Below are 17449 nucleotides of genomic sequence, written 5' to 3' on the forward strand. Positions count from 1 at the left end.
TGCCGGCATGCACACCAGAGACCTGTGGGAACGCTTGCGGCAGATGAGCCGGGCCGCTGAGACAGTTCGAATGCCGTCAGCGGACCGGGACCTTGGCAATCCGGGGCTAATCGCCTTTCTCCGCTCGCTGCGGCGCGAACGAAAGGAAGCGGAGGGCCGGCTGCCGCTCGCCGATTTGGAAGTGGTCGTCGTCGATCTGGAGACGACTGGCTTTTCCCCTGACCGCGGTGACACCATCCTCTCCATCGGTGCCGTGGCGATGCGGGGAGACCAACTGCTTTTGGGAGAATCGTTTTACAGCCTGGTCGACCCCGGCCGGCCGATTCCTCCCCACATCGCCTCCCTTACCGGGATACGCGACGAGATGGTTCGCACCGCGCCCGATCCGGCTGCCGCGCTCCAGCGCTTTTTCCAGTTTGTCGGCGACCGGCCGCTGGTCGCCCACCACTCCCGCCACGAGCGGCAGTTTTTTCGGGCGGCGTTATGGAAACATGGCCGCCGGCGGTTTACGCATCGGCTGCTGGACACCATGCTGTTGGTCCGCGTGTCGGGCGAGGTGATCGGCAACAGCTCGCTGGACGCCCTGTGCGCCGCCCACGGCATTCACATCTCCCGCCGTCACCACGCCTACTGCGATGCCGTCGCCGCCGCCTCGCTCTGGGGGATCTACCTGAGAAAGGCGATTGAGCAGGGATATACCGATTTGGGGGAGATCTACGAGGAACTCAGATAAAAAGGCTGTCCGTCAGTCTTGTCGGACAGCCTTCCGTCATGGTTCTTCCACAAATACCTCGTCGCCTTCCGACACCCGCCCCTGGGTGACGACGGACGCGTACACGCCGAAGTGGTTGCGGTGCCGCTTTACCACCGTTTTCAGCACAGCCGGATGCAGCTCCAGCGTATCCGGGTCGATGTTGATGGAGATGCAGCGTTCGCAAGGCTTGTTCACCTGCAGTTCCACGTCATTGATGCGCAGCCGCCTGCCCAGCCAGGCATCCTCGGCAAACGGCGTGTCCTCATCCAGCACGACTACAAAATTGGCCCGAAAGCGGCGAGGGTCCAGACTCTCCCGGCCAATCAGGCGGGCGATCTCCCGCAGCGAGGCATCGGTCACCAGCAGGATGTGATCTTCCCAGTTTTCTCCGCCTTCACGCGGTGTGCTGCGCACAGCAGTCACCGGCCGTCCCGTCGTCTCAGCCACCCTGGCGAACAGCGTCTCCTCCCAGCCGTACACGGTACCGTCCGGCGCGGTCACGCGCACCTCCGGATAGGCGTCCTCGCCGCTCTCCGCTGCCAGCCGGGCGGTGAAGCCCAAGACGCCCGGAACTGCATCCGCACTGAGATACTTGCCGTTCCTGTCCCGGAAGTAATAGCCCCGGTCGCCGTACACGCCAAATGCGTCCACGCGGCACGTCGTCAGCCGCTCGCCGCCCATAGCCTTGACGGGATGACGAAAAATCGCCGCAAGCGTCCCCGCTTTTTTCATCCCAGCCGCCTCCTCCGCCTGTTTTCCAGCGTTTCTCTATCCCGTAATGAACGAATTGCGCACCCGGCTCCAAAACGTGAGCCGCTTGTAGCGGGCAAACTTCACTTTGTCCACGCCGACGCGGCAGGTGATGGAGCACACGTCCTGCCAGACTGCCTGCTCCCGGTCCAACCCGATCATGATCTGTGGATTCATCACGATCAGTTCGACCTCGTGGTGCTTGGGCAGCACCAGCGAGCTGTTGATCGTCCGGTAGGCCTGATTGTTGATCGATGCGATCTCCGAGAGCTGAATCGCTTCGATGGAAGGATGGACGAGCGCTCCGTTCACCGCTTTGTTGTACGCCGTGCTTCCAGACGGGGAAGAGACGATCAGGCCGTCTCCGCGAAACGTCTCAAACTCGTCGCCGTTTATGTACACACAGGCCACCAGCGTGGACAGGGACGCATTGCGGATCACCAGTTCGTTGAGCGCCCATTTGTGAATGATGCGGCCGTCGCGGGTCAGAATGCGGCACGAAACGGTGGGGTATTCGGCGACAAACGGCTTCGTCTGCTCTTTGAGAGCCTGTACGAACGCATCCAGCTCGTTTGGCCGCCAGTCCGCGTAAAAGCCCAAATGGCCGGTGTGGATGCCGACGTATGTCGGTTCAAAGCCGTATTGATGCACCGCTTCCAACAGCGTTCCGTCCCCGCCGATGGAGAGCACGAGATCAGGCGTCTCGCCCTCTTCCCGGACAAAGCAGTACGGGCTGTCCTCGCCCAGCAGTTTTTCCTTCAGCTCCCGTTCTACCTCCCGGGAGTAGTCGTCATTCCGCAGTACGGTGGCAATTTTCATGGTGGTCTACCCTCACTTTACGCACATACATGCCTGCTATTCACAATGTTACAGGAACACTCCGGTGGCCGGGATGCCGACGCGGGCTACCAGCGCTCCGCCGCAAAACGGCCGGAGCGAAACTCCTCCAGCCGCCGCCTCGTCGCAGGCGACAACTGCTCCGGCAATTCTGACCAAGCAAAAAAGCGCATATCCGCCACTTCCGGGTCAGACTTTGGCCGTTCATGCTGGCGGTACCGGGTGACGTGGAACAGCGCGATGTGATCCCGCTTCCCTTCCCGCTCGCTGTAGTAGAGGTGGCAGATCCTCATCTCGCTCGCCTCTATGCCGCACTCTTCCCACAGCTCACGCCGGGCCGCCTCCAAAAACGTCTCTCCCTTTTTCACTCCTCCGCCCGGCAAATACCATCCGCTCACATACGTGTGGCGCACCAGCAGCACGCCTTTTTCATCGTCCGTGACAATCAGCCGGACACCCAGCGTCAGCGGCCTGCGGATACGCCAATACAGTTTGAGCAGCGGGTAGTACCAGGCCATCGTTTTCCACTCCCTGTGATTCCATTCCTGTTGCTACCATTCTACACTACCGCGAAATCCACCGCCATAGCAGGCACACGGCAGGTCAGCGCAGTGCCAGATGGCAGAATCAGGAATTGCAATCCGGTGTTATTCGCAAAAAACGGGCCCTATTCTGGGCCCGTTAATGCTAGGCAAACCGTTTTTCCAACTCCCGGACAATCGCCTCCGCCTTGCGCATCCAGACCTGTTCCACAGGTGCGTCCTTGTCCACCGGCTCCTGAAACTGGTTCATGGCAGCCGAGGCGACAGGCGAGTAATAGCCGATGTCTTCCTCCACACCGGTCTGGTAGACGTGTTTCAGCACAAACGGCGTCCCCAGTTCCAACCAGGCGTCCGGGCTGTCCAGTTCCCCTTCCATGACCGTCACCGGCAGCCGCAGATACACCATCCCCTGATCGTCCAGCTTGCGGTCAAAATACCCCCGGTGGTAATCCCAGTTGGCCAGGGTAAAGCCGTCCGGTTCGAGCGATTCGCGAAAGAATCCAAACGTGCCTCTCGTACCCGCCAAACTGCTTTCAATCGGTTGCATCTCCATCCCTGCCTTTTTCGGATTCTACCCGGTAGTGTGCGACAAACGGCGCGGTTGTACTCAAACATCGGTGAAAATGGAAAAAGCCTCCCGCCGGATACAGCCCGGCAGAGGCTTCGTGCTGGTGTTATGGTCAAATGAGGGAAATCGACAGCAGGGTAAACAGGGCCAGAGGAATCACCTTGCGGCGGCAACGGCGCTTTTTCTTCTTGTGAACAGGCACTCTGAACACGCCGAACGGAACAGGGTAGAAGTATGGATAGCTGGGGTATGGGTATGGACTGAAATCAGTATACGGGCTTACCTGGGAATACGGGTTGCCATACAAATTGATGTTGTTTTGCAGCGTGACGTTGCCCTGGGGTCCAGCGGTTTCGTAGGGACTGACCGCTTCGTACGGACTTACCATTTCGGCAGGTTGTTCAAACGGTGCGGTTTGCTCGTAGGGGCTCACCATTCCCTCAGATTTGCCGGACGGACCGGCTGACTCAAAGGGACTCACCATCCCGTACGGACTCTCAGCGGGGCCGGTCTCGTAGGGACTTACCATCCCGTACGGACTGACGTTGGGACCCATCTCGTAAGGACTTACCATCCCGTACGGGCTGACGTCAGGCCCCATCTCGTATGGGCTTACCATCCCGTACGGACTGACATTCGGCCCCACTTCGTAGGGACTCACCATCCCGTACGGACTGACGCCGGGCCCCATCTCGTAGGGACTTACCATCCCGTACGGACTGACGTTGGGACCTGTCGTACCGTATGGACTGACGGCACTCTCCCGAGGCGGACATCCGTCTTGCGGTCGTGATTTTTGCGGATACCGGCTGGAGACCGGCTCCACAGCTCCCATAACATCGGCCGGCCCCTCATCGTTTTCCTCAATTTCCACGTAGACGTGGAAATCGTCAACATCGAGAATTTTGCCCTCGTACACACGACCGTCCATCGCTTCGATCCGTACCTTTTGCCGCGCGTGCTTCTTGCAAATCTCCTGCACGGTTTCACGCATATCCTTTAACATGCTGACCGCCGCCGGTTCAGCCTGAAACAGTTGTTTTTGCGACGACTCCATGAAAACTCCTCCCCTTTTGTCGTTTCTGTATTACGATATACGCCTGTGTGTGGGGAGGTGTCTATTTTTCCAGGCAAGTCTAGCCCATTTTGCGGCCTTGTGACACGACACTCGTAAAGCGTTCGGGCAAAAACGGTTCCAGCCGTTCTGTCCGTCCCTGTTCCAGATAATCCGCCATCAGCTTGGCTGTGATCGGAGAAAGCAGAATGCCGTTGCGAAAGTGTCCGCCGGCGAGCGACAATCCCGACCATCCCGGCACCGGCCCCAACAATGGTTTGCCGTCGGCGGTAGCCGGGCGCAGTCCCGCCCATGCTTCCAAAAACGGGGCCGATGAGAGCGCCGGCACATACGGCATCACGCCGTTCAGCACGCCGGTCAAGCCTTCCAGCGTGACCTCCCGCTGGAAGCCGGCCTCGTCTTCCGTAGCGCCGAGGACGATTTTGCCGTCCCGTTTGGGGGTGATATAGCCCGTGCTGCCAAAAATCACTGTCTGCAGCGGAATCCCCGCCGAGTCGACCGCTGCGATCTGTCCACGCACCGGGAGAACGGGAATGGACAGCCCCAGCCAGCCCATCGCGATGCCGGCCCACGCCCCGGAGGCGATAATGGTTTCGTCGGCAAAGAGCGATCCCGCAGTCGTCTCGACGCCCACCACCCGGCTTCCTTCCGTGACGAAGCCCGTCACCACGCAGCCGGAAAGCAGCGTCACGCCCCGCCGCTTGCACGCCGTCACCAGTGCCTGCAGCAGCATCCGGTTGTTGACATGCCCTTCGGATGGCGAGTGGATCGCCGCGATCGCCCGATCCGTCAACAGCGGTTCAACGTCGCGGATGGCCGCTCCGGTCAGCCAGCGGACATCGTAACCGCTCTCCCGCTGCCAGGTGAACTTTGCGCGCAACTGCTCCGCTTCCTCTTCCGTCAACGCCACGGTCAACAGCCCGTCGATGCAAAGCTGCACATCTCTGCCCGCCTCTGCTTCCAGCTCCGCCGCCCATTCCGGGTAGAGGCGAAGCGACTCGATGCCCAAATCAAGCAGCGGGCCTGGCTGGGAAAATTCCTTGAGCGGAGCCAGCATGCCGGCCGCTGCGGAAGACGCCTGGCCGCCCCACGCCCCCTGCTCTGCCACCGTGACGGACAACCCGCGCCGCGACAGCTCGTAAGCCAAACTTAATCCGATGATGCCTCCGCCTACAATCAAACAATTCGTCATGGTTCTTCCTCTCCTCGATGGAACTGCGCCCCGCCCTGCTCAAGCGGCGAAGCCTGGGTAAACGCGCTGTTCTCCTGCCACCCCGCTGATGCCGCCCCACCGGACGAAAGCATGCAAAAAGCCCACCTTCCCCGGCAGGAAAGGTGGGCCGATGCACATCCGCAAACACAGACTGCTCTTTTGCTTGCAACCACTTCCCTGCGCCAGCATGATCTGGATCAGGTGCAAAGGGTCGACGGTCATCGCTTCCGTCCTCTCAGCCCTGCGTGATGGACTCCCCCAGTAGCTTTCCGTTATGTCGTTTACACCCTTCAGTATAGACCTGCGGCCGCTCCCTGGCAAGAGCGCGGCGCTCAGTCCTCGTCTTTCACATCGTAGCTTTCAGGAATGGGCTCGTTTCGGGTCGCCTCCTCCCATTCCCTCAGTTTGCGGATCTGTTCCAGATGATGTTGAAACTGGTCCTTGTTGATCAGGTATTCTTCGCCGTTGTGAACGGCACGGATGCGTCCCTCGCGGATTTTTTCCAGAATAAACGTCTCCGGCAGTTCCAGGTAGGCAGCGGTCTCGGACACAGTCAGGTACGTCTTATTGCTTTCCACGCAGTCTCGCTTCCAGTGCTGCTTTTTGCTGTTCATACCCCGGTTTGCCCAGCAGGGCGAACATGTTCGCCTTGTAGGCTTCCACTCCGGGTTGGTCAAACGGGTTGACCCCGAGCAGATATCCGCTAATGCCGCATGCCTTTTCAAAGAAGTAGATCAGCTCACCGAGATGGTAGGCCGTCGCTTCCGGAATTTCCACCACGAGGTTGGGCACACCGCCGTCCACATGGGCCAGGAGCGTTCCTTCAAACGCTTTTTTGTTGACGAAGTCCATGCCCTTGCCGGAGAGAAAATTCAACCCGTCGAGATCGTCCGGATCTTCGCTGATCGTAACGTCCACCGCCGGCTTGGACACAGCCACCACTGTTTCAAACAGGTGGCGCATGCCGTCCTGGATGTATTGTCCCAGCGAGTGCAGATCGGCGGAGAACTCGGCAGATGCAGGAAAAATCCCCTTGCCGTCCTTGCCCTCCGACTCGCCGAACAGCTGCTTCCACCACTCGGCAAAATAGCGGAACTGCGGCTCGTAGCTGACCAGCAGCTCGACGGTTTTGCCTTTGCGGTAGAGCGCGTTGCGGACAGCCGCGTACTGGTAGCACGGATTGTCTTCCAGAACAGGCGTCAGGTAACGCTCGCGGGCAGCAGCAGCGCCCTGCATCAGCGCATCGATATCGGCGCCGCTCACGGCAATCGGCAAAAGACCTACTGCAGTCAGCACGGAGTAGCGTCCGCCGACGTCGTCGGGGATGACGAACGTTTCGTACCCTTCCTCGTCAGCCAGCCGTTTCAACGCGCCTTTCGCCTTGTCCGTAGTCGCGTAGATGCGTTTTTTCGCTTCCTCACGTCCGTATTTTTTCTCCAACCAGGCGCGGAACAGACGAAACGCGATGGCCGGTTCCGTCGTGGTGCCCGATTTGGAGATGACATTAATGGACACGTCTTTCCCTTCGAGAACATCCATCAGATGGGAGACGTAGACCGGGCTGATATTGTTGCCGACGAAGTAAATTTCCGGCGTGCGCCGTTTGGACTTGGGCAGCAGGTTGTAAAAGTGGTGGCCCAGCACATCCACGACGGCTTTGGCCCCCAGGTACGAACCGCCGATCCCGATGACCAGCAGCACATCAGACTCCGCTTGAATTTTCGCGGCTGCCTGTTTGATCCGTTCATATTCATCCTTGTCATAGTGAATGGGCAAATCGACCCAGCCGAGAAAATCACTGCCAGCCCCCGTCTTGTTGTGCAACAACTCGTGTGCCTGTTTGATTGCAGGGGCAAGCTGTGTCCATTCGTGCGGCCGGACAAAGCCCAGAGCATTCGAGCAGTCGAAACGAAGAACTTGGTTCATGGTTCCCTCCATAAAAAGACATGTTTGTATCTGTTTCTCATCTTATCATGTTTGACATTGAGCCGGCAGAGAAAGAAGTCGGATCTGTCCTGCGGCGAAGAAATTTGCCGTATAATTGTGAACATTTTGTGAACGATTCCAGCCCAATTGTTACCTTTTCCCTTCAGCCGCGTAAAACCATTCGAATCTTATCATTTGAATCTTATATCATGATGGATCAAGGAGACAGGATCGTATGAAAAAACGCTGGTGGATCGTCGGCTCCGTCGCTGTCGTACTGGGCGTGGGAGCCGCAAGCATGGCCCTGTTGGGCTCACCGCAGGGAGCAGGAATGCCTGTAAGCGTGGGAAAGGTCACCACGGCCGCGCTGGAGACCAAGGTACTCACCTCCGGGATCGTCACTGTCGCAGACAAGCAACGGGTATACGCCAATGTCAGCGGAATCCTGCGCGAGTTTGCCGTGAAGGAGGGGGATGTCGTCAAAAAGGGACAGGTCATCGGCAAGATCGACACGTCTGACGTGGAAAGCCGGATCATGGAGATCGACGCGCAGATCGAACTGGCCCGGGCCAACCTGTCCAAGGCACAGGCCGGCAGCGAACCGGAAGAACTGGAGCAGGAGCGGGAGCGCGTCGCCCAGGCGGAGCGGGATTACGACAATGCCAAACGGGAGTACGAGCGCATCCGGCAGCTGCATGAGTCAGGCGCCACTACCCAGCAGGAGCTGGACAAGGCGAAGGCGCAGCTGGACTCGGCGCTGTCTCAACTCAACGTGACCAGGCAGCAGTACGCGCTGAAACAAAAAGGGCCGCGCAAGGAAGAGATCGCCTCCCTGCAGGCACAGATCAACTCCCGCCTGGCGGAGAAGGCCCTGTTGGAAAAAGAACGCGTGCAAAGCGTGCTGGTCGCCCCGACCGACGGCACAGTCATCGACCGGGCCGCAGAAAACAGCCAATACGTGAACAAGGGAACGGAAATCCTGACGATCGCCAATCTGAACCACCTGTTGATCGAAGCGGACATCAACGAGTCCGACGTCAGCAAGATCAAACTCGGGCAGACTGCGGTGATCGAAGGCAGCGCGCTGGGCAAGCAAAGGCTGAACGCCAAGGTGATCCGCATCTCCCCGATCGCCGTCACGACGCCAAACAGCTCGGGACAAGGAGAAAAGACCCGGGTAAAAGTGACGCTGGAACCAAGCGGAGACTTGTCCGCCTTGAAACCTGGCTTTCACGTCGACATCGACATATCCGTGCAAAAGATCGACAACGCCCGGCAGGTGCCGATCGAAGCGGTGCAGCAGGAAGCGGACGGCAGCACGTTTGTCTGGGTGGCGGAAAACGGCGCGGCGAAAAAGCGGAAAGTGACCGTGGGCGTGGAAAACGAGCTGTTCGCTGAGATCACGTCGGGATTGAAAGGGGACGAACAAGTGATTCTCGGTCCGTTTGACACCCTCCAGGAGAACGCACCGGTCCTGTCATCCGAGGAACCGCAGAATTCGGGCATCTAACCTGTTCGGAAGAAAGGAGGTCGACCGATGCTGCACGTCGAAGGCCTGACAAAATCGTACAAGACGGGCGAGTCGGTACTGCCCATCCTGAAAGGTGTCTCGCTCACCGTGGAAAAAGGGGAATTCGTCGCCATCATGGGGCCGTCCGGCTCCGGCAAATCGACATTCATGAACATGCTCGGCTGCCTCGACAGACCTGATTCCGGCACCTACACGCTGGACGGGATTGAAGTCAGCAAACTGTCCGACAAGCAGCTCGCGCAGGTGCGCAATCAAAAAATTGGCTTCGTCTTTCAATCCTTTAATCTCCTGCCCCGTTCCACGGCGCTGCACAACGTGGAACTGCCGATGATGTACGCCGGTGTAGGACGGTCGGAACGGCGAAAACGGGCACTGGAAGCGCTGGAGCGGGTCGGACTGGCTGAACGCGTCCACCACAAGCCGACACAGCTCTCCGGGGGGCAGCGGCAGCGCGTGGCCATTGCCCGCGCGCTGGTAAATCGGCCGTCCATCCTGTTGGCTGACGAGCCGACCGGCAACCTGGACAGCCGCTCCGGCACCGAAATCATGGCCATGTTTCAGGAACTGCACAGCCAGGGCGTCACCATCATCCTGGTTACGCACGAGCCGGACATCGCCCAGCACGCGGAACGCATCGTCACATTCAAGGACGGCGTCATCATCCGCGACGAACGGGTGGAAAACCGGCTGATTGCCGTTCCGTCCGACGAGGTGATCACGACATGAACGTCTGGGAAAGTTTTCGCACCGCCCTGGAAGGCATTTGGGCAAACAAGATGCGCTCCGGCTTGACTATGCTGGGGATCGTGATCGGGATTACTTCAGTGATCGCCGTCACCGCCCTGGGGGAAGGCGGACAGAAAGCCATCATCAGCGAGATGGAGAAATTCGGTCAAAACTCGTTCAACGTCTTTGTTGATTACAACAGCAAGCAAGAGCATGCGCCGGAAGACCTTACGGTAGAGGACGCCGACGTGCTGAGCAAAATCAGTCCCAACATCGAACACATCGTGCCGATGAACCAATCCATGGCAATGCTCAAGGGACCAAAAAAGGAAGAGCGCGTCAACCTGTATGCCACGACGGCCGATTTTCCCAAGGTGCAGCCGACCATTAAAGTGTCCAAAGGACGTTTTTTCAGCGCCGCCGATGACAAGGAACTGCGGGCGGTGATCGTTCTGGAGGAAGAACTGGCACAGAAGCTGTTCGGCCAGATGAACCCGTTGGGCCAGCGCGTCCGCATGGGCAGCACCTCGCTGGTGGTGATCGGCACGTTCAAGGAAGACAAGTTTCGCTTTGACGTGGAGCAGTCCTACAGCGCCTACCTGCCCATCCGGTTTGACCAGAGCCGCTACGAAGAGCCATGGGTCAGCTACCTGATCGGCAAGGCCACCGACAAGGAGTCGGTCAATGCCGCCATGCAGCAGGCGATCCAGTACCTGAGCCGCAAGCACCAGAAAGAAAGCCACTACCGGGCCGTGAGCATGCAGCAGCAGGTCAGCCAGTTCAACCAGGTGACCGGCATACTGACGACGGTGTTCAGCGTGATCGCGGGCATTTCGCTGGTCGTCGGCGGCGTGGGCGTCATGAACATCATGCTCGTCTCCGTCACCGAGCGGACCCGCGAGATTGGCATTCGCAAAGCGCTGGGAGCGCGACGAAGTGACATTCTCGTCCAGTTTCTGATCGAGTCGGTGATCGTCTGCCTGATTGGCGGGCTGATCGGCGTCCTGTTCGGTCTTGGCACCGCCGCGCTGATTTCCTACTTTGCCAAACTGCCGCCGCTCATGTCCTGGAACAGCGTGTTGATCGCCTTTGCCTTTTCCAGCGCGATCGGCATCTTCTTTGGCCTCTACCCGGCCAACAAGGCCGCCAAGCTGGACCCGATCGAGGCGCTGCGATACGAATAACGACGCCTTCGCGGGGCACTTTCGCCCAACCGCACGGAAGCGTCCGCCTGCCTGATGGACATATCCCGAATCGAACGCAAAAAAAGCACCTGTAAGCGCTGAAGTGCACTCCATATTGCAGACTGATCAGATCAGCATGTCTCGCCGCCGCACGAAGAACGTCTTCAGCTCAACAAAAAAGCAAACGCCTGCAGCGTACAGGCGTCAGCTTGCTGCCCAACGGCAGGGCGTTTCTTCATGTCTGCATCTATGGGAGTTTGACCATAGCGCTTGCAGGTGCTTTTTCAATAGAGCGCCGGAGTGTCCGTGACCAGTTTCAGGAGAAAAAAGAGCGTTATCCCCACGCTGGCCACCGTCCACCAGAGCCATTTGCTTTCGGGCTTGCCCTCCTTGTATATGCCGATCAGCCGCCAAGTGCCTACCGCCACGCAGAAGATGCTGACAAACAGCAGGATTGTCCCCATGGGGCTCCCCCCTTCCCTTCTTATAGCTATATGGGAAAGGCGGGGAAAAAATCCCTGTACGCCTATCTGTCCTTTTTCCCCAGTCGGGACAAGATTTCGCGTCCCCGCTCCTTGAGTGATTCATCCTTGAGTGTGAGCTGCCGCTTTTTCATCAGGCCGTTTTTCGACGTGTCCGGCCGCTGCCTCCGTCCGTCCCCGCCCGCCGTCAATTGTACTTGCCTCCGCCTTTTTTCTCATACTCTTCCAGCAGTTCGGCAAAGCTCTTGTTGCGCTCCCGCTCTTCCTGCTCCCGCCGTCTGCGCTCCGCTGCTTCCTGTTCTTCCCGCTCGCGGGCCGCTTTTACCTCCCGCTCCAGCATTTTCAGCTTGTCTAACGCTTCCTGGCTCAGCATCTCTTTCAGGTTCAGACCCGTTTTCACCTCCGCGGCAGCCGGTTGTGCCGTCGGCCGCTGCGGTTGGCGCCGCTGTTTCTTCGCCATGGTCCATTCTCTCCTTTCACCGTTTGCTTGTTCATCATTACTGCTGCTTCCGGTCATACTAACACCAAGCGACACAAGAGGAGGGCAGATGATGGTACGCAATAAGGAAAAAGATTTCGGCAAGTCCCCCGGAATCAGCAGGCCGAAAGCCCAGTCCGAAGCGATCCGCTCTGACGGCTCCATCAATAGTGAACCACAAGAGCGGCTAAAAGAAAACCGGTAAGAGCAACAGGCGCAAAACCTTCGCCCGGAGGAGGTGCTCACGATGGACCGCAATCAAAAGACGGAACAAAAGACGGAAGTGAATAAAGACGTCTCGATCGATGGCACGCTTCCCCATCAGATTAACGCACCTGATTTTAAAAACTCGACCCGCTCCATGCAAAAACCGTTCGTCAACGAACACGGCGTCGTGATCGGCGACAGCTTTTACAATTCACCCGAATCGCCGCTCAACCAGTGGAGCACGGAGACAGACCCGTTCGTCATGGCCGGCGACAAATGGGTTCACCCGACCAATGACATCGGCTGGAATACGACGGAAAACAAGGAGCTGCTGGAAGACAAGCCGCCCCAAGGAGTGCCGTTCATGCACCCGACTCACGACGTCAGCATGGGCAAGGATTGACGAGAACATGCGCCGCTGTGCCATCAGCGGCGCTTTTTCCCGTATATGGTACAATAGATGGACATGATCTGTGAGAGAGGAGTTCCATCATGAGCATCCACGTGACCATCGAACCGGCGTTTGCCCAGGCCTACCAGCGATACGCTGGATTCCGCCCCGGCGACACGCTGCGCTTGTACGTCCGCACGGGCGGTCCCGGCACCGGCGGCCTGTTTTATGCGATTGAAAAAGACGAGGAGCAGCCGGGCGACGCAATCTTTGAGGTGGAGGGTATGCGCTTTGTCATTCGCCCGAACGACTTCTGGTACTTTGACGGCGCCGAACTGCGCTACAACGCCTTGTACGGGGAATACGGCTTTACCTTTCACAATCCGCGGCTGGACACATAGACACTTCAGCAGCCGCCCGACCGGGCCCGAGATCAGCCGCCCCCTTGCCGGGAAACTTTTCCCGCCGTTGTACGTATACCGAATAGAGTCTAGCATTACCGTTCGGGAGGAACTGGCATGAACAAAACCAGGTCAGCTCTGGTAATCCTTGGCGTTTTTCTGCTGACCAAACTGAAATGGGTTGTAGGACTGTTAAAATTTTCAAAGTTCGGCACGACGCTGCTGTCGATGCTCATCAGCCTGTGGGTGTACGCCTGGATGTACGGGTGGAAATTCGCAGCGGCTCTCGTCTATTTGATATTTGTCCATGAAATGGGGCACGTCATCGCTGCCAAACGCAAGGGGATCAAGGTATCGCCTGCGGTGTTCATTCCCTTTGCCGGCGCGTTTATTGCGATAAAGGACCAGCCGCGTGACGCCGCCACTGAAGCGTATTTGGCATACGGCGGACCGCTGGCTGGCATGCTTGCCTTTTTGCCTGCCCTTCCTCTTTATTGGTGGACGCATGATCCGTTCTGGGTGCTGGTCATCTATCTCGGTGCGTTGCTCAACCTGTTTAACCTGCTGCCCGTATCGCCGCTGGACGGCGGACGGGTCGTCTCTGTGCTGTCCACCAAAATCTGGTTGATCGGCCTGCTGGCGCTGGGGTTCATGATGTTTGTCAGCCCCAGCCCGATGATCGTCATCATTTTTATCTTCGGAGCGATGACCTGGTGGAGCCGTGCGCGGGAAGGGTACCGGCAGCGCGTGCTGCGTTATGAAAAGGAAAAGCTGGAAGGCGTACTGCAGGAGATTGCCCACTGGCCGCAGCTCGACTCGTCGATTGAGACCCGGGAACGGCTCAGCGCCGAAAAACAGAAGGCTTTTGCCATCCCGGTTCCCAAAGGGTTCGCTATCCCGTTTTTGCAGGATGACAAACGTTTTGTCCGCGAACGCATCGCCATGGACAAAGAGTATGCGGATCGGATCTGGGAATTGTTCCGGAAGTGGGAGCACGAACCGGTGCTGTTTGTAGACGGTGATCCGTCCCGTCCCGCTCCCTCTCCGCTGCTCACCGAAGCAGAACAGACCACCCGCCAACAGCTGGCCCGGGTGGAGGAGCAGCTGCACCGTCTGACCACGTATTACGAGGCACCTGCCTCCACCAAGTGGAAAGTGCTGGTCGCCTATCTCGCCCTGGCCGGCGTACTCTCCGCCTTTTTCGTCTACGGCCAGCACCTGCTGGGCGTGCGCTGACAAGCTGCTTTTTTCCGTACAGGCCTCTGCGGTCGGTTGCGGGAGCAAAAACGGGTGAGACGGCCACCTTACCGCTGTTTTTTCCGGACAGCGGGTCCCCAGGGGGCGGAATGACGGTTTTTCGGCTTTGTGCATCAGGGTTCCAATTTTGTAACATAAAAGTATACATCAAAATATTCCAGAGAGGATGACTGTTTACTTGGAGAGTATTCCGCTAGTGCTGAACCTTTTGCTTGTCGCTTTTCTCGTCTTTCTGAACGGTTTTTTCGTTGCGGCTGAATTTGCCCTCGTCAAAGTGCGCCAGACGCGTTTGACCCAACTGGTCAATGAAGGACACAAACGGGCCGGCTTCGCGCAAAAAGTGACGCAACAGCTGGACGCCTACCTGTCCGCCTGCCAGGTGGGAATTACGCTGGCCTCGCTTGGACTGGGCTGGGTCGGGGAACCGGCCATTGCACACATGATTGTCGAGCCGCTGCTGCACAACTTCGCACTGCCCGACTACGTCATTTCCGCGATTTCGTTCGGCGTGGCCTTTGCCTTCATCACGTTCCTGCACATCGTATTGGGCGAACTGGCGCCGAAATCGCTGGCCATTCAGAAAGCGGAAGCGACCTCGCTGTGGGTGGCAGCACCGTTGATGCTGTTTTACAAGATAATGTACCCGGCCATCTGGGTGCTGAACGGAACGGCCAACCGGCTGCTGAAGTGGGCCGGACTGGAACCGGTGTCCGAACACGAAGCGGCCCACACGGAAGAGGAGATTCGCCTGCTGGTCACGCAGAGCCATCAAAGCGGCCACATCGACCAGACCGAACTTTCGCTCGTGGAGCACGTGTTTGACTTTTCCGAAACCCTGGCCCGGGAAGTCATGATCCCGCGCATCGACATGGTTTGCCTGTATACCTCCAACACGTTTGAGGAAAACCTTGAAATTATTCGCACGGAGCGCCACACGCGCTTTCCGGTGGCGAACGAAGATAAGGACAACATCATCGGGTTTGTCCACGCGACCGACTTTTACCTGGCCGCCCTGGAAAACAAGGACGTGCGGCTGGAGAATTACCTCCGCCCCGTGCTGACCGTGCCGGAATCGATGGAGATCAGCCATGTGCTGCGGCTGATGCAGAAAAGACGCTCGCAGTTGGCAATCGTCATCGACGAATACGGCGGGACGGCGGGTCTGGTCACCATGGAAGACATCCTGGAAGAGATTGTCGGCGACATTCAGGACGAGTTTGACACGGATGAACGTCCCGACATCGAAAAAACGCCGGAAGGCCTGTCCGTCGCGGGAAAAACCCTGTTGGCTGATCTAAACGATCACCTGCCCTTTGAACTGGTGTCCGATGACGTCGATACCATTGGCGGCTGGCTGTACAGTCAGCTTGAAGAGGAGATTGCCGTCGGCGCTTCCGTTGAGTGGGAAAACCACCTGTTTACGGTGACCGACATGGACAATCACCGCGTGACGCGGATCGCCATCACACAGTTGGTTCCCCCCGAAGCAGACCAACAAGAATCGCCATTGACCGCAGTGTAACAGCATACGACCGAAAGCCGGCATCTGCATGTGACAGATGCCGGCTTTTTCATGGGGACAGACGTATTCGACCGGATGGATAGCGTGTATGTGTCGCGGGATGCTAAAACAGCAGGAATCCCAGGCTGATAATCGCGCCGGTGACGAACAGCATCATCAGGCAGTACCCCATGATGTCCCGCGCCCCCAGCCCCGCCAGGGCCAGTACCGGCAGCGCCCAGAACGGCTGGATCAGGTTCGTCCAGGCATCTCCCCAGGCGATCGCCATCGCCACTTTGGCATGGGAAACGCCCAGTTCCGTGGCGACCGGCATCATGATCGGCCCCTGCACTGCCCACTGACCGCCTCCGGAGGGAATAAACACGTTGAGCAGACCCGCGCTCCAGAAGGTAAACAGCGGGAAAGTGGCTGGCGTGGAGATGCTGATGAACCACTGGGAGATGCTGGCGGCCAGCCCCGATCCGGTCATCATCCCAATGATGCCGGCGTAAAACGGAAATTGCACAACGATCCCGGCGGTCGCCTTGACCGCTTCGTTCATGGCGTCGAGAAACTTGCGCGGTGTGCCGTGCAGCAATATGCCGAGGAACAAAAATCCGAAGTTGACGATGTCCAGGTTGAGTTTGAAGCCGTTTTTCACAAAGTAGGCAATCAGGAAGATCAGACCCAACGCGGAGACGAGCATGGACACGATGCGGCTGTTCTCCAGCCTGGCGGCGGGGCTGTCCATTGCTGTCGCATCAGACGCGGCTGCCGTCTCCTCATGATCGATGCCCGGCCCTTTGTACACCACCGTATCCTCTTTCGCCGGCATCATCATCCGGTTGATCAGCGGCAGGGCGACCATGATCGCGATGACGATCGTCAGGTTCATCGGCGAAAAGAGCGTTTCCGACGTGGGAATCACGCCGATGACGTCCTGCAGGCTGTGGTTCTCCGTGGCCACCGTCAACGGGACGGAGCCGGACAGTCCGCCGTGCCAGACGACAAAACCGCCATACGCGCTGGCGATGAGCAGACGGTAATCCACGTTTTCCACCCGCCGGGCGATTTCCCGGGCCAGCAGAGCGCTGATGACGATCCCGAATCCCCAGTTGATCCACGCCGCCAAACAGGAGATCAGGCTGGTCAGAACGATTGCCTGCCCCGGTGTTTTGACCGAGGAAGCGACCGCGCGCAATCCCCGCTTGCACAGGTCCGTGCTGGCCAAGGTATGACCGGTGACAAGAATCAGCACCATCTGCATGGTGAAGCTGAGCAGTCCCCAGAAGCCGTCTCCCCAGTACGTTACCATCTCCAGCGGCGACTTTCCGTTGACAGCCATCCCGGCAAAAAACACGACGAATGTAAGGATGATGGCGAAGATGAAGGCGTCGGGCAGGTAGCGCTGCACCAATCGGACCGACGCGTTGGTCAAGGCTTGAAACACGTGACGTTTCCCCCTTTTCAAAAGAATTGGCTGCCTTTCATTTTTGGAAGTAGCAAAAGACATGCCAATCGTCAGGGAGGACAGGAGCCGCAAAAATGTATGCGCTTTCATCGTAATGCTTGCGCATCATTGACTACTTTTTGCACACATTGACTCCAGTTTGCACAGTTCGTGTT

The 17449-nt window shown here is 58.2% G+C and carries 21 protein-coding genes and 1 riboswitch; of the genes, 9 read left to right on the forward strand and 12 right to left on the reverse strand.

The genetic code is table 11. The features are described 5' to 3' along the window. Positions 1-7 precede the first annotated feature (7 nt). Positions 8-733, forward strand: a complete 726-nt coding sequence (locus tag ETC00_RS06390) for an exonuclease domain-containing protein (protein ID WP_171565124.1) — start codon at positions 8-10, stop codon at positions 731-733. Positions 734-769: 36 nt separating this feature from the next. Here the strand turns inward: ETC00_RS06390 and ETC00_RS06395 are convergent, their stop codons facing one another. The 8 genes from ETC00_RS06395 to ETC00_RS06430 all read right to left on the reverse strand — a co-directional run bounded on the left by ETC00_RS06395 (position 770) and on the right by ETC00_RS06430 (position 7665). Next, complete coding sequence (locus tag ETC00_RS06395; RefSeq protein WP_171565125.1) at positions 770-1486, reverse strand: MOSC domain-containing protein; 717 nt, start codon at positions 1484-1486, stop codon at positions 770-772. A 36-nt stretch (positions 1487-1522) separates the two neighbouring features. Next, the gene (locus tag ETC00_RS06400) at positions 1523-2323 is read right to left on the reverse strand and encodes an NAD kinase (protein ID WP_171565126.1); all 801 of its coding nucleotides are present in this window, start codon (positions 2321-2323) and stop codon (positions 1523-1525) included. Between the two features lie 86 nt (positions 2324-2409). Continuing rightward, on the reverse strand, positions 2410-2859 hold the full coding sequence (locus tag ETC00_RS06405; protein WP_171565128.1) for an NUDIX domain-containing protein: 450 nt from the start codon (positions 2857-2859) through the stop codon (positions 2410-2412). 169 nt (positions 2860-3028) lie between these two features. Then, positions 3029-3430, reverse strand: coding sequence for a YugN family protein (locus ETC00_RS06410; protein ID WP_171565130.1), 402 nt, complete (start codon positions 3428-3430; stop codon positions 3029-3031). Between the two features lie 133 nt (positions 3431-3563). After that, positions 3564-4508: a S1 domain-containing protein gene (locus tag ETC00_RS06415; protein WP_171565132.1), complete on the reverse strand. Its 945-nt coding sequence runs from the start codon at positions 4506-4508 to the stop codon at positions 3564-3566. A gap of 79 nt (positions 4509-4587) precedes the next feature. Then, positions 4588-5718 (reverse strand): glycine oxidase ThiO, encoded by a 1131-nt coding sequence (thiO, locus tag ETC00_RS06420; protein ID WP_171565134.1) that lies wholly within the window; start codon positions 5716-5718, stop codon positions 4588-4590. 178 nt (positions 5719-5896) lie between these two features. Beyond that, positions 5897-6009: riboswitch (TPP riboswitch) on the reverse strand. A 62-nt stretch (positions 6010-6071) separates the two neighbouring features. Continuing rightward, positions 6072-6317, reverse strand: a complete 246-nt coding sequence (locus ETC00_RS06425) for an excisionase family DNA-binding protein (RefSeq protein WP_304414723.1) — start codon at positions 6315-6317, stop codon at positions 6072-6074. Next, the gene (locus ETC00_RS06430) at positions 6304-7665 is read right to left on the reverse strand and encodes a glucose-6-phosphate isomerase (RefSeq protein ID WP_171565137.1); all 1362 of its coding nucleotides are present in this window, start codon (positions 7663-7665) and stop codon (positions 6304-6306) included. The genes ETC00_RS06425 and ETC00_RS06430 overlap by 14 nt, the downstream gene beginning before the upstream one ends. A gap of 235 nt (positions 7666-7900) precedes the next feature. Between ETC00_RS06430 and ETC00_RS06435 the strand changes: the two genes are divergently transcribed. Genes ETC00_RS06435 through ETC00_RS06445 form a run of 3 tightly spaced genes read left to right on the forward strand, consistent with a single transcriptional unit; the run spans position 7901 to position 11106 of the window. Continuing rightward, complete coding sequence (locus tag ETC00_RS06435) at positions 7901-9175, forward strand: efflux RND transporter periplasmic adaptor subunit (RefSeq protein WP_171565139.1); 1275 nt, start codon at positions 7901-7903, stop codon at positions 9173-9175. Between the two features lie 27 nt (positions 9176-9202). After that, positions 9203-9922, forward strand: coding sequence for an ABC transporter ATP-binding protein (locus ETC00_RS06440; RefSeq protein ID WP_171565140.1), 720 nt, complete (start codon positions 9203-9205; stop codon positions 9920-9922). Next, entirely contained in the window at positions 9919-11106 is a 1188-nt protein-coding gene (locus ETC00_RS06445) for an ABC transporter permease (protein ID WP_171565141.1), read from the forward strand. Before ETC00_RS06440 ends, ETC00_RS06445 begins: the two co-directional genes overlap by 4 nt. A 284-nt stretch (positions 11107-11390) precedes the next feature. On the opposite strand, the gene ETC00_RS06450 is transcribed toward ETC00_RS06445, so the two are convergent. The 3 genes from ETC00_RS06450 to ETC00_RS06460 all read right to left on the reverse strand — a co-directional run bounded on the left by ETC00_RS06450 (position 11391) and on the right by ETC00_RS06460 (position 12048). Continuing rightward, positions 11391-11570, reverse strand: a complete 180-nt coding sequence (locus ETC00_RS06450) for a hypothetical protein (RefSeq protein ID WP_171565142.1) — start codon at positions 11568-11570, stop codon at positions 11391-11393. 62 nt (positions 11571-11632) lie between these two features. Then, positions 11633-11779, reverse strand: coding sequence for a hypothetical protein (locus ETC00_RS06455; protein ID WP_171565143.1), 147 nt, complete (start codon positions 11777-11779; stop codon positions 11633-11635). Further along, entirely contained in the window at positions 11776-12048 is a 273-nt protein-coding gene (locus tag ETC00_RS06460) for a DUF3886 domain-containing protein (protein WP_171565145.1), read from the reverse strand. Before ETC00_RS06460 ends, ETC00_RS06455 begins: the two co-directional genes overlap by 4 nt. An 88-nt stretch (positions 12049-12136) precedes the next feature. Here ETC00_RS06460 and sspK point away from each other — a divergent pair, with 88 nt between their 5' ends. The 5 genes from sspK to ETC00_RS06485 all read left to right on the forward strand — a co-directional run bounded on the left by sspK (position 12137) and on the right by ETC00_RS06485 (position 15844). Continuing rightward, positions 12137-12271, forward strand: coding sequence for a small acid-soluble spore protein K (sspK, locus tag ETC00_RS06465; protein WP_230077763.1), 135 nt, complete (start codon positions 12137-12139; stop codon positions 12269-12271). 42 nt (positions 12272-12313) lie between these two features. Continuing rightward, entirely contained in the window at positions 12314-12676 is a 363-nt protein-coding gene (locus tag ETC00_RS06470) for a DUF3905 domain-containing protein (RefSeq protein ID WP_171565146.1), read from the forward strand. 89 nt (positions 12677-12765) lie between these two features. Further along, positions 12766-13065, forward strand: coding sequence for an iron-sulfur cluster biosynthesis family protein (locus ETC00_RS06475; RefSeq protein ID WP_171565147.1), 300 nt, complete (start codon positions 12766-12768; stop codon positions 13063-13065). A gap of 117 nt (positions 13066-13182) precedes the next feature. Further along, positions 13183-14301 (forward strand): site-2 protease family protein, encoded by a 1119-nt coding sequence (locus tag ETC00_RS06480; protein WP_171565148.1) that lies wholly within the window; start codon positions 13183-13185, stop codon positions 14299-14301. Between the two features lie 199 nt (positions 14302-14500). Continuing rightward, positions 14501-15844 (forward strand): hemolysin family protein, encoded by a 1344-nt coding sequence (locus ETC00_RS06485; protein ID WP_171565149.1) that lies wholly within the window; start codon positions 14501-14503, stop codon positions 15842-15844. A gap of 103 nt (positions 15845-15947) precedes the next feature. Here ETC00_RS06485 and ETC00_RS06490 read toward each other — a convergent pair whose 3' ends face one another. Continuing rightward, positions 15948-17273, reverse strand: coding sequence for a short-chain fatty acid transporter (locus tag ETC00_RS06490; protein ID WP_171565150.1), 1326 nt, complete (start codon positions 17271-17273; stop codon positions 15948-15950). Positions 17274-17449: the final 176 nt, after the last annotated feature.

The organism is Brevibacillus sp. MCWH (assembly GCF_013096935.1).
Taxonomy (GTDB): domain Bacteria; phylum Bacillota; class Bacilli; order Brevibacillales; family Brevibacillaceae; genus Brevibacillus; species Brevibacillus aydinogluensis.

Bases quoted from the DNA above. Each gene is read 5' to 3' on its own strand.
- ETC00_RS06430 (WP_171565137.1), bottom strand. From the start codon at position 7,665: ATGAACCAAGTTCTTCGTTTCGACTGCTCGAATGCTCTGGGCTTTGTC.
- ETC00_RS06415 (WP_171565132.1), bottom strand. From the start codon at position 4,508: ATGGAGTCGTCGCAAAAACAACTGTTTCAGGCTGAACCGGCGGCGGTC.
- ETC00_RS06395 (WP_171565125.1), bottom strand. From the start codon at position 1,486: ATGAAAAAAGCGGGGACGCTTGCGGCGATTTTTCGTCATCCCGTCAAG.
- ETC00_RS06445 (WP_171565141.1), top strand. From the start codon at position 9,919: ATGAACGTCTGGGAAAGTTTTCGCACCGCCCTGGAAGGCATTTGGGCA.
- thiO (WP_171565134.1), bottom strand. From the start codon at position 5,718: ATGACGAATTGTTTGATTGTAGGCGGAGGCATCATCGGATTAAGTTTG.
- ETC00_RS06475 (WP_171565147.1), top strand. From the start codon at position 12,766: ATGAGCATCCACGTGACCATCGAACCGGCGTTTGCCCAGGCCTACCAG.
- sspK (WP_230077763.1), top strand. From the start codon at position 12,137: ATGATGGTACGCAATAAGGAAAAAGATTTCGGCAAGTCCCCCGGAATC.
- ETC00_RS06400 (WP_171565126.1), bottom strand. From the start codon at position 2,323: ATGAAAATTGCCACCGTACTGCGGAATGACGACTACTCCCGGGAGGTA.
- ETC00_RS06480 (WP_171565148.1), top strand. From the start codon at position 13,183: ATGAACAAAACCAGGTCAGCTCTGGTAATCCTTGGCGTTTTTCTGCTG.
- ETC00_RS06390 (WP_171565124.1), top strand. From the start codon at position 8: ATGCACACCAGAGACCTGTGGGAACGCTTGCGGCAGATGAGCCGGGCC.
- ETC00_RS06435 (WP_171565139.1), top strand. From the start codon at position 7,901: ATGAAAAAACGCTGGTGGATCGTCGGCTCCGTCGCTGTCGTACTGGGC.
- ETC00_RS06410 (WP_171565130.1), bottom strand. From the start codon at position 3,430: ATGCAACCGATTGAAAGCAGTTTGGCGGGTACGAGAGGCACGTTTGGA.
- ETC00_RS06405 (WP_171565128.1), bottom strand. From the start codon at position 2,859: ATGGCCTGGTACTACCCGCTGCTCAAACTGTATTGGCGTATCCGCAGG.
- ETC00_RS06440 (WP_171565140.1), top strand. From the start codon at position 9,203: ATGCTGCACGTCGAAGGCCTGACAAAATCGTACAAGACGGGCGAGTCG.
- ETC00_RS06460 (WP_171565145.1), bottom strand. From the start codon at position 12,048: ATGGCGAAGAAACAGCGGCGCCAACCGCAGCGGCCGACGGCACAACCG.
- ETC00_RS06450 (WP_171565142.1), bottom strand. From the start codon at position 11,570: ATGGGGACAATCCTGCTGTTTGTCAGCATCTTCTGCGTGGCGGTAGGC.
- ETC00_RS06470 (WP_171565146.1), top strand. From the start codon at position 12,314: ATGGACCGCAATCAAAAGACGGAACAAAAGACGGAAGTGAATAAAGAC.